General features: G+C 75.0%; 3 protein-coding genes. All 3 read left to right on the top strand.

Annotated elements, in window-relative coordinates:
• Window positions 1-85: 85 nt before the first annotated feature.
• The 3 genes from ACH4U8_RS42225 to ACH4U8_RS42215 all read left to right on the top strand — a co-directional run bounded on the left by ACH4U8_RS42225 (window position 86) and on the right by ACH4U8_RS42215 (window position 10,291).
• A complete protein-coding gene (locus ACH4U8_RS42225) occupies window positions 86-8,194 on the top strand; it encodes an SDR family NAD(P)-dependent oxidoreductase (protein WP_395783651.1) in 8,109 nt (2,702 codons plus the stop codon).
• A 182-nt stretch (window positions 8,195-8,376) separates the two neighbouring features.
• On the top strand, window positions 8,377-8,826 hold the full coding sequence (locus ACH4U8_RS42220) for a nuclear transport factor 2 family protein (protein ID WP_360315121.1): 450 nt from the start codon (window positions 8,377-8,379) through the stop codon (window positions 8,824-8,826).
• A gap of 49 nt (window positions 8,827-8,875) precedes the next feature.
• Window positions 8,876-10,291 (top strand): NAD(P)/FAD-dependent oxidoreductase, encoded by a 1,416-nt coding sequence (locus ACH4U8_RS42215; protein WP_395783649.1) that lies wholly within the window; start codon window positions 8,876-8,878, stop codon window positions 10,289-10,291.
• Window positions 10,292-10,426 lie beyond the last annotated feature (135 nt).

The raw sequence follows: 10,426 nt of genomic DNA, 5'->3' as shown, positions 1-10,426 counted from the left end.
AACGGGGGACGATGCGCGGGCCGGCCGAACACCCGCCGGCCCGAGCAGCCGCCCCGTCCCGTCGCCGCGACGAGCGGGGTTCGGCGTGACCGCCTCCCCCGATCGGCTCGTCGAGGCACTCCGGGCGTCGTTGACCCGGAACGAGGAACTGCAGGCCCGGAACGAGCAGCTCAGCGCGCGCAACGCGGAACTGGCCGACGGCGCCGGTGAACCGATCGCGATCGTGGGCATGAGCTGCCGCTTCCCCGGCTCGGTGGCCGACCCGCAGGATCTGTGGCGACTGGTCGTCGAGGGCACCGACGCCATCGGGGACCTGCCCGACGATCGCGGCTGGAAGCAGCAGGTGCTCGACCTGGCCGCGACCGGCATCGGCATCGGCGCGCTCCCGCAGGGCGGTTTCATCGATCACGCCGACCGCTTCGACGCCGCCGTGTTCGGCATCGCGCCGCGCGAGGCGCTGGCGATGGACCCCCAGCAGCGGCTCCTGCTGGAGACCTCGTGGGAGGTCTTCGAAAGCGTCGGCATCGTGCCGTCCTCGTTGAAGCGCAGCCGGACCGGCGTCTTCATCGGCGCCACGGCCACCGGTTACGGCACCGGCGTCACGGAACTGCCCGAGGGGGTGGCCGGCCATCTGGTCAGCGGCACCGCCGGCAGCGTCATGTCGGGCCGACTCTCCTACGTCTACGGACTGGAGGGCCCCGCGGTCACCGTGGACACCGCCTGCTCCTCCTCGCTGGTCGCGCTGCACCTGGCCGCCCAGGCGCTGCGCACCGGCGAGTGCTCGTTGGCCCTGGCCGGCGGCGTGACCGTGATGTCCACCGCGAGCATCTTCTTCGGGTTCGGCAGCCAGGGCATGATGGCCCCGAACAGCCGCTGCAAGCCCTTCGCCGCCGCGGCCGACGGAACCTCCTGGGCCGAGGGCGCCGGCCTGCTGTTGCTCGAACGACTCTCCGACGCGCGCCGCAACGGCCGCCGGGTGCTGGCCGTACTGCGGGGTTCGGCGGTCAACCAGGACGGCGCGTCGAACGGGCTGACCGCCCCCAACGGCCCCTCCCAGCAGCGCGTCATCCGGGCCGCCCTGGCCGATGCCGGACTCACCCCCGACCAGATCGACGTGGTCGAGGCGCACGGCACCGGCACCACGTTGGGCGACCCGATCGAGGCCCAGGCCCTGCTGGCCACCTACGGCCGCGACCGGGACCCGCAACGGCCGCTGTGGCTGGGGTCGATCAAGTCCAACATCGGTCACTCCCAGGCCGCTTCGGGCATCGCGGGGGTGATCAAGACCGTCCTGGCGGTGCGCCACGCACACGTGCCGCGCACGCTGCACGTCGACGCCCCCTCCCCGCACATCGACTGGTCCGCCGGGGAGGTCCGGCTCGCCGACGAAGCCCGCGACTGGCCGCCGGTGGACCGGCCGCGGCGCGCCGCGGTCTCCTCGTTCGGACTCAGCGGCACCAACGCGCACGTCATCCTGGAGCAGGCCGATCCGCAGGACGACCCACCGCCGGCCGAGCCCCCGGAGCAGCGTCCGGCCGGGCCGCTCGGCCGCGGACCGGTGCCGTGGTTGTTGTCGGCGGCCACCCCGCAGGCGTTGCGGGCCCGGGCCGGACAACTGGCCCGCTGGTGCGCCGGCGAGGCGCGGCCGGACCCCGCGCGGGTGGGCGCCGCCCTGGCCCGCACCCGGACCGCCTTCGAGCACCGGGCGGTCGTCCTGGTCGAGGACTCGGACCGAGCCCACGAGCCGCTGCACGCACTGGAGTCCGGCACGGCGTCCGCACTGCTGGTCGAGGGGCCCGCCGTGGTCCGCGGCAAGGTGGTCTTCGTCTTCCCCGGCCAGGGCTCGCAGTGGACCGGGATGGCCGGCCGACTGCGCCGCGAGAGCCCGGAGTTCGCCGCCCACCTCGCCGAGTGCGAGCAGGCCCTCGCGCCCTGGATCGACCGACGGTTGACCGAGCTGCTGGACGACGAGGCCGCCCTGGCCCGGGTCGACCTCGTGCAACCCGCCCTGTGGGCGGTACTGGTCTCGCTGGCCCGGCTGTGGCAGGACCACGGCGTGCGGCCGGCCGCCGTCCTGGGTCACTCCCAGGGCGAGATCGCCGCGGCCTGCGTGGCCGGCGCCCTGTCGCTGGAGGACGGCGCCAAGGTCGTCGCGCTGCGCAGCCGGGCCATCGCCGCCTCCTTGGCCGGACACGGCGGGATGGCATCGGTGGCGCTGCCGGTCGCCGAGGTGCAGGCTCGTTGCGAGCGCGCCGGCCTGCGGTTGTCGATCGCCGCCCACAACGGCCCCCGCTCCACCGTCGTCTCCGGGCTGCCGGGGCAACTCGACGCTTTCGTCCGGTCCTGCGAGGCCGACGAGGTGCGGGTGCGCCGGATCCCCGTCGACTACGCCTCGCATTCCGCGCAGGTGGAGTCGCTGCGCGACCGGCTGATCGCGGACCTGGCGGACATCACGCCCCGCACCTGCGCGGTGCCGTTCCGGTCCACCGTCACCGGCGACTGGATCGACACGGCGCTGCTGGACGCCGACTACTGGTATCGCAATCTGCGCCGGACCGTGCTGCTGGAGGAGGGCGTGCGCGCGCTGCTCGCGAGCGGGCACGGTGTCTTCGTCGAAGTCGGCCCGCACCCGGTGCTCACGGCGGCCATCGAGGAGTGCGCCGAGCACGCCGAGGCGGACGCCGCCGTCGTCGCGACGCTGCGCCGAGACGACGACTCGCTGCTGCGCTTTCGCACCTCGCTGGGCGAGGCGGCGGTCCGCGGCGCCCGGATCGACCTCGGCCCGCTGTTCGCCGGGATCGACACCGCGGATGTCGCCCTGCCCACCTATCCGTTCCAGGGCGCCCGCTACTGGCTCTCGCCCGGCCCGAACACGGCCGAACCCGCCGCGCTGGGCCTGGACCCGGCCGACCATCCGATTCTGGGCGCCGCGGTGGAGTTGGCCGACCACGACACGGTCGTGCTCACCGGCACCGTCGACGCCCTCGACCCGCTCGGGCGCGCCGGCGCCGGCGCGGTGCCCACGCTCGGCGCCGGCACCCTGGCGGAGTTGGCGGTGCGCGCGGCCGACGAGGTCGACGCCGGCGTGGCGGACCTGACTCTGGACCGGCCGTCGGTGCCGGCCGCGGACGGTGCCACCCGCATCCAGGTGACCGCGGCCCGGGCCGGCCGCACCCTGACCGTGCATGCCCGCCATCCCGCCGTCGCGGACGGCCGCTGGGTCCGCCATGCGAGCGCCACCCTCACCGCCGCGTCGCCTCCCCCGGCCGCCGCCGCGGACCACGATTGGCCGCCCCGGGACGCCGACCCGCTGCCGCTGCCGGAGCGCGACGGCGGGTCCGACCCGGCGGTGATCCGCGGGTTGTGGCAGCGCGGCGACGAGGTTTTCGCCGACGTGCTGCTCGACACCGACTCCGGTGCGGTGCGCGGCTACCGCATCCACCCCGCGTTGTTGGACGCCGCGCTCCGGGCCTGGCACCTGGCCCGCCCGGCGCCGGCGGACGACACCGGGCACACCCTGTTGCCCACCTCGCTCGGTCGCGTCGCGGTACACGCCACCGGCGCCGACAGCGCCCGGGTGCACCTGCGTCCCGGCGCCGACGGCACGGTCACCGTGACGCTCGCCGACGCGGCCGGGCAACCACTGGCCGACCTCGGCCCGGTGGTGTTCGAGCAGGTGGCCGCCCCGGGGCCGACGGCCGGCGCGGGCCTGCCGCGCGACACGCTGTTCACCGTCGAGTGGGCCCCGGTGACGGTGGCGCCGGAGCCGGTACCCGGGACCTGGGCGGTGCTCGCCGAGGGCCCGGACCGGGCCGGGCTGTCCGCCGCGCTGCGCGATCCGGACGCCGAGGTGTACGTGCACCGCGATCTGGCCGCGCTGACCGCGGCGGTCGCCGCGGGTGCCCGCGTCCCGGACACCGTCGTCGTCCCGGTCGTCGTCGAGGACTGCGGACCCGAGGCCGTCGCGGGCGCGACGCTGGAACTCCTGCGGGCGTACCTGGCCGACGAACCGCTCGCGGCCGGCCGCCTGGTGCTGCTCACCCGGTCCGCGGTCGCCGCGGTCCCCGACGAGGCTCCGGACCTGGCCGGCTCGCCGCTGTGGGGACTGGTCGGCTCGGCCGACGCCGAACACCCCGGTCGGGTCGTGCTGCTCGACACCGACGCTCCCGTCTCGGCCGACCTGCTGCGCGCGGCCCTGGCGGCCGGGGAACCCCGGCTGGCCGTACGCGCCGGCCGGCTGCTCGCGCCCCGGCTCGGCCGGGCCGCCGGCACCCCCGCCGCGGAGCCCACGCCGCTCGACCCGAACGGCACCGTGCTGATCACCGGCGGCACCGGCACCCTCGGCGCGCTGGTGGCCCGCCACCTGGTGCACCGGCACGGCATCCGGCACCTGGTGTTGCTCAGCCGGCGCGGCGCGGATGCCCCCGGGGCCCGCGAACTCGTCGCCGAACTGGGCGAGTCGGGAGGCCAAGTCACCGTCGCCGAATGCGACGCGGCCGATCGGGACGCGCTCGCCGCGGTGTTGGCCGCCGTGCCCGCGGCCCACCCGCTCACCGCGGTCGTGCACGCCGCCGCCGTCCTCGACGACGCCGTCCTGGACGCGCTGACCCCACAACGCGTCGCCGCGGTCTTCCGGCCCAAGGTGGACGCCGCGCTGCACCTGGACGAACTCACCCGCGCCGCGCCCCTGGCCGCGTTCGTGCTGTTCTCCTCGGCCGCCGGGGTGCTCGGCACCGCCGGCCAGGCCAACTACGCCGCCGCCAACACCTTCCTGGACGCCCTGGCCGCCCGCCGCCGGGCCGAGGGCCTGCCCGGCACGTCACTGGCCTGGGGCATGTGGGCGGAACTGAGCGAGCTGACCCGGCGCATAGAGCCCACGGGCCGGGACCGGATGGTCGACGCCGGCTTCGGCACCCTCTCCAGTGCGGACGGCCTGGCCATCCTGGACGCCGCGATCCGCACCGACACCGCGCTGTTCGTACCGCTGCCGACCGACCTCGGCGCGCTCTCCCGGCAACTCGCCGGCAATCCGCCGCCGCCGCTGTATCGCGGCCTGCTCCGTACCCCGGTGCGGCGCGCCGTCGGCGCCACCCGGGGCGAGGACCCGCAACTCGCCGCCCGGCTGGCCGGCGAACCCCCCGCCGAGCGCACCCGCATCCTGCTCGACATCGTGCGCGGGCAGGCCGCGGCCGTGCTCGGTCATCCCACCGGCGACGCGGTCGCGCCCGGTCGGCCCTTCCGCGAGTTGGGCTTCGACTCGCTCAGTTCGGTCGACCTGCGCAACCGGATCGCCGCCGCCACCGGTCTGCGCCTGCCGGTCGGCCTGATCTACGACCACCCCACCCCCACCGCCCTCGCCCAGCACCTGCGCACCCGGCTCACCGGGGACCCGGCCGAGCCCGTCGGCTCGACCGCCCCGATCGCCGACCGCCGCGCGGAACCCGACGGCGAGGACGACCCGGTGGTCGTGGTCGGGATGAGTTGCCGGCTGCCGGGCGGCATCGAATCCCCGGACCGGTTGTGGGACCTGCTGGTGTCGGGCGGCGACGCGATCGGGCCCGCCCCGGACGATCGCGGCTGGAACCTGGACCGATTCGCCGCCTGGAACAGTGCGATGCCCGGCGTCGGCCTGCTGTCCCAGGGCGGCTTCATCACCGGCGCCTCGGGATTCGACCCGGCGTTCTTCGACATCGGCCCGGACGAGGCGCTGGTGATCGACCCCCAGCAACGGGTGTTGCTGGAACTGGCCTGGGAGGCGTGGGAGCGTGCCGGCGAGGATCCGCGTCGGTTGCGCGGCTCGCGCACCGGGGTCTACCTCGGCACCTTCTTCCAGAACTACGTCTCCGACCTGCGGCAGGTGCCGAAGGCGAGTCTGCCCTACGTGTCCTCCGGCGCCGGTTCGCCGTTCGCCTGCGCCCGGGTCGCCTACACCTTCGGGCTCGAAGGGCCCACCCTCGCCGTCGACACCGGCTGCTCGTCCTCCGGGGTCGCGCTGCACCTGGCCTGCCAGGCGCTGCGCCGCGGCGAGTGCGCCTCCGCGCTGGTCGGTGGCGTCACCGTGCTGGCGTTCCCGGCCGCGTACGAGAACCTCGGCGGCATCGCCTCCGACGGCCGCTGCAAGTCCTTCTCGGCGGACGCCGACGGCACCGGATGGGGCGAGGGCGCCGGCATGCTGGTCGTCGAACGCCTCTCCGAGGCGCGTCGCCGCGGCCACCCGGTGCTCGCGGTGATCCGCGGCTCGGCGCTGAACCACAACGGCGCCAGCAACGGACTGACCGCACCGCACGGCCCCTCGCAGAGCCAGGTCATGCAACTCGCCCTCGCCGAGGCCGGTCTCGGTCCGGCCGACATCGACGTGGTCGAGGCACACGGCACCGGCACCCCCCTGGGCGACGCGGTCGAGGCCGAGGCGGTCATCGACGCGTACGGCCGGCACCGTCCCGCCGACCGTCCGCTGTGGTTGGGCAGCGTCAAGGCCAACATCGGCCACCCGCATGCCGCCTCCGGCGTCGTCGGCGTCATCAAGACGATCCTGGCCATCCGGCACGGCGTCGTGCCCGAGGCGTTGCACGCCGCCGAACCACTGCCCGACGTCGACTGGCAAGGCAGCGGCATCGCCCTGGCCCATCGGGCGGTGGCCTGGCCGGAGACCGGGCGCCCGCGCCGCGCCGGGGTCTCCTCGTTCGGCGGCAACGGCACCAAGGTGCACCTCATCCTGGAACAGGCCCCCGACGAACCCCTCGCGGCACCGCCCGCGACGAACGGCTCCGCCGGCGGATCGGCCCCGCCGCCCTGCCTGCTGTCCGCCCGCAGCGCCCCGGCCCTGGCCGCACTGGCCCGCCGGCTGCACGAGCGGCTGGCCGGCGACGACACCCTCACTCCGGCCGACGTCGCCTGGTCGTTGGCCACCACCCGCACCGCGTTCGAGCAGCGCGCCGCGATCCCGGCCCGGGACCGGGCGGAACTCCTGGACGCCCTGGCCGCGTTGGCCGCCGGCGCCGCCCATCCCGCGCTGCTCACCGGCCGCTCGGCCGACGAGGGCGCCCGCCTGGTGGTCCTGCTGCCCGGTGCCGGGGAGCGGTCGGCCGACGCCGAGGCCGCGCTGTATGCCGCGTTTCCGGCCTACGCGCACGCCTGGGACGAGGCCGCGGCCGCCCTCGCGCCGTACCTGGACGAGCCGCTGCCCCGGCCCGGCACGGACGACGAACCGCCCGTCGCCGCGGCCACGTTCGCGGCGCACCTCGCCGGCCACCGGCTGCTGGAGAGTCTGGGCCTGCGCCCGGACGCGCTGGTCGGTCGCGGCATCGGCCGGATCGCCGCCGCCCACCTCGGGGGCTCGCTGACCCTGCGTCAGGCGGCGGCCGTGACCCTCGGTCGCGCCGACGAGTCGCCCGATCGCACGGTCGCGCCCGCGCGCCTTCCGGTGCTGACGGACGACGGCGCGAACCTCGACGCCGAGGCGCTGCTCACCGGCTCCGCGCCCGCGGCCGGCGAACCGATCGAGGCGACCGGCACTTTCGCGGCGCGCGACACCGACCTGGTCGTGCATCTCGGCGCCCCGGACCGGGATCGGCCCGACACCGGCGCGGCGCTCACCCTGCACCTGTACGCGGACGCGGCGCTCGCACCCGGGGCGTTCGCGTCGGCGCCGGCGCGGCTGTACGTGGCCGGGGTCGACCCGGACCACACCGACCTGTTCCGCGGAGTGTCCGCACGGCGCATCGACCTGCCGACCTATCCGTTCCAACGCGAGCCGTACTGGCTGGGCGCGTTCCGATCGAGTGCCACCGACGGAGGGAGCACCATGACCGACGAGCCGACCCGCAAGAAGATCATCACCGAGTACTACCGCCGGCTCAACGCCGGGGACGTCGACGGGGTGGTCGCCATGTTCGCCGGCGACGGATACATCGAGGACCCGCTGGGTGCCCCGGTCACCCGCGGCCACCAGGCGCTGCGGCACTTCTACGACGTCACCATCAACGGGGCCGACATCAAGGACACGGTCAACTCGATCGTCGGCGCGCACGACGATCGGCACGTCGCCGCGGCGGTCACCGCCGACCTGATCAACGTCGAGGACCCCGAGCGCAAGCGGGTCACCGTCGACGCCGTGATGACGTTCCGCATCGACGACGACGGACTGATCGAGGAGGCCCGGACCTTCTGGGGCGCCACCGACGTGACCATGTGACCCGGACCCGGTGCCCTCGGTGCAACCGCCGGCCGGCCGGCCGGCGGTGGGACCCCTGACTTCGTCGGGCACACCCCTGAACCGCCGTTGTGCGCGAACTCCGGACGGGCCCGCGTGGCACAGTCCGATCATGCCTGTCTCCACTACGTCCCGTGCCGAAGCGCGGGCAGCGGGAGGTCGTCGTGCCCGATGAGAATCTGCGCAAACACCTGGTGGTGGAGCACTGTCGCCGGGTGAACGCCGCCGATCTGGAAGGGCTGCTCGCCCTCTACTCGCCACACGTGCGCTTCGAGGACCCGGTGGGTACCGGGTTGCAGACCGGGATCGAGGCACTGCGCGCGCACGCGGGCGCGGCCATCGAATGCCGGGCCTTCGAGGACTTCGGTGTCCCGGTGGCGGCGCAGGACGGCACCACCGCCGCGGTACCGGTCGTCACGACCATGAACTACCTGCCCTGGGGCCCGAATCTGGTGCGCCTGGGGTTCGTGCCCGCGCCGCCCGAGGACAGCGGGCCGGGGACACGCATCCGGTTCGACTACGTCATGGCCGTAACGGTCGGGGCCGACGGCCTGATCACCGGGATGCAGGGCTACTGGGGCCGGTCCGACGTGGTGTTCCTGGGCCCCGAATGACGCGGGCCCGCACTGCCGCGAACGACGACTGGAAGGGTGTGGCGTACCGATGACCGACTCGAAGCGCGCCGTGGTGCTGGGTGCCGGGCTCGCGGGCATGCTGACCGCACACGTGCTGGCCGACCACGTGGACTCCGTGACCGTGGTGGACCGCGACACGATGCCCGACGGGCCCTACCCGCGCAAGGGCCTGCCACAGGCGCGGCACGCGCATCTGCTGATGTCGGGTGGCGCCCGGGCGATCGATCGCCTGCTCCCCGGCATGACCGAGCGCCTGCTCGCCGCCGGCGCACACCGCGTCGCGCTCCCCGCGGATGTGGTGTCGCTGACCGCGTACGGCTGGCAACAGCGATTTCCCGGCGACCAGTTCATGATCACCTGTAGTCGGGAGCTGCTCGACTGGACGGTACGGGACACCGTGCTGCGCAATGCACGGATCACCGTGCTCGACGGGATGGACGTGCTCGCCCCGCTGACCGAGGCCGGGCGGGTGACCGGGATCGGCCTCCAGCCGCGCGACGGCTCGGCGGGACCGAGCGAGTTGGCGGCGGACTTCGTGGTCGACGCCACGGGCCGCGGGTCGCCGGCCAAGAAGTGGCTGGCCGATCTGGGACTTCCTCCCGTGCGGGAGGAGACCGTGGACGTCGGGCTGCGCTACTCCAGCCGGATCTTCCGGGCCCCCGCCGGGGCGGAGAAGGGCTTCCCCGTGGTCAGCGTGTATCCGGACCACCGCTCGGGCGGCCCGGGGCAGAGCGCGGTGCTCGTCCCGATCGAGGACGGCCGGTGGATCGTCACGATCTCCGGGACCCGGGGCGCGGAACCGCCGAACGGCGAGGAGGGCTTCGTCGAATTCGCCGCGGCGGCACGGCACTCGATCGTCGGCGACCTGATCGCCGCCGCCGAGCCGGTCACCGAGGTCCAGGGCTCGCGCAGCACGACGAACCGACGCCTGCACTACGAACAGGTCACCCCTTGGCCCGAGGGCTTCGCCGTACTCGGGGATGCGCTCGCCGCCTTCAACCCCGTGTACGGACACGGGATGAGCTGCGCCGCGCAGAGCGCGCTGGCCCTGGACGGCGAGCTGCGCCGACTCGGCGGCCTCGCACCCCAGCTCGCCCGGCGTGTCCAGCGGGCGGTGAGCGCGGCGATCGACGACGCGTGGATCCTGGCGACCACCCTGGACCTGGACTATCCCGGCTGCCGCTCGGACGTCACCGACGCCCGGCTGGCCAACCCCTCGCCGGCCGGCCGGCGGTTCGCCGAACTGGTCTCGACCGCGGCGCTCTACGATCCTGCGGTGGCGACCGCGACGATGGAGGTCACCACGCTGTCCGCGCCGCTGACCCGACTCCAGGCACCGGATGTGTTCGCCGCCGCCCAGCGGTTCGCCGCCCGGCCCGCCGGCGGGCCCATCTCGGACGAACCGCCCCTGAAGCCGGACGAGTCGGCGCTGCTGGGCCGCTGACCGGGGGTAGCCCGAACGGACAGGAAAAGGGGAGGGGCGGGGGTGTTGCGTCGGCGCCGCCCCCAGCGGTGTCAGGTGCGGCCCCCGCCTCCGTGTGTGGGCCCGCGCGGGTGGCCGGGGGGGGGGGCGCTTGTG

Source organism: Embleya sp. NPDC020886, assembly GCF_044333915.1.
Taxonomy (GTDB): domain Bacteria; phylum Actinomycetota; class Actinomycetes; order Streptomycetales; family Streptomycetaceae; genus Embleya.
Note: the sequence above shows the minus strand (reverse complement) of the source record. Positions and strands in the feature narration are given on the sequence as shown.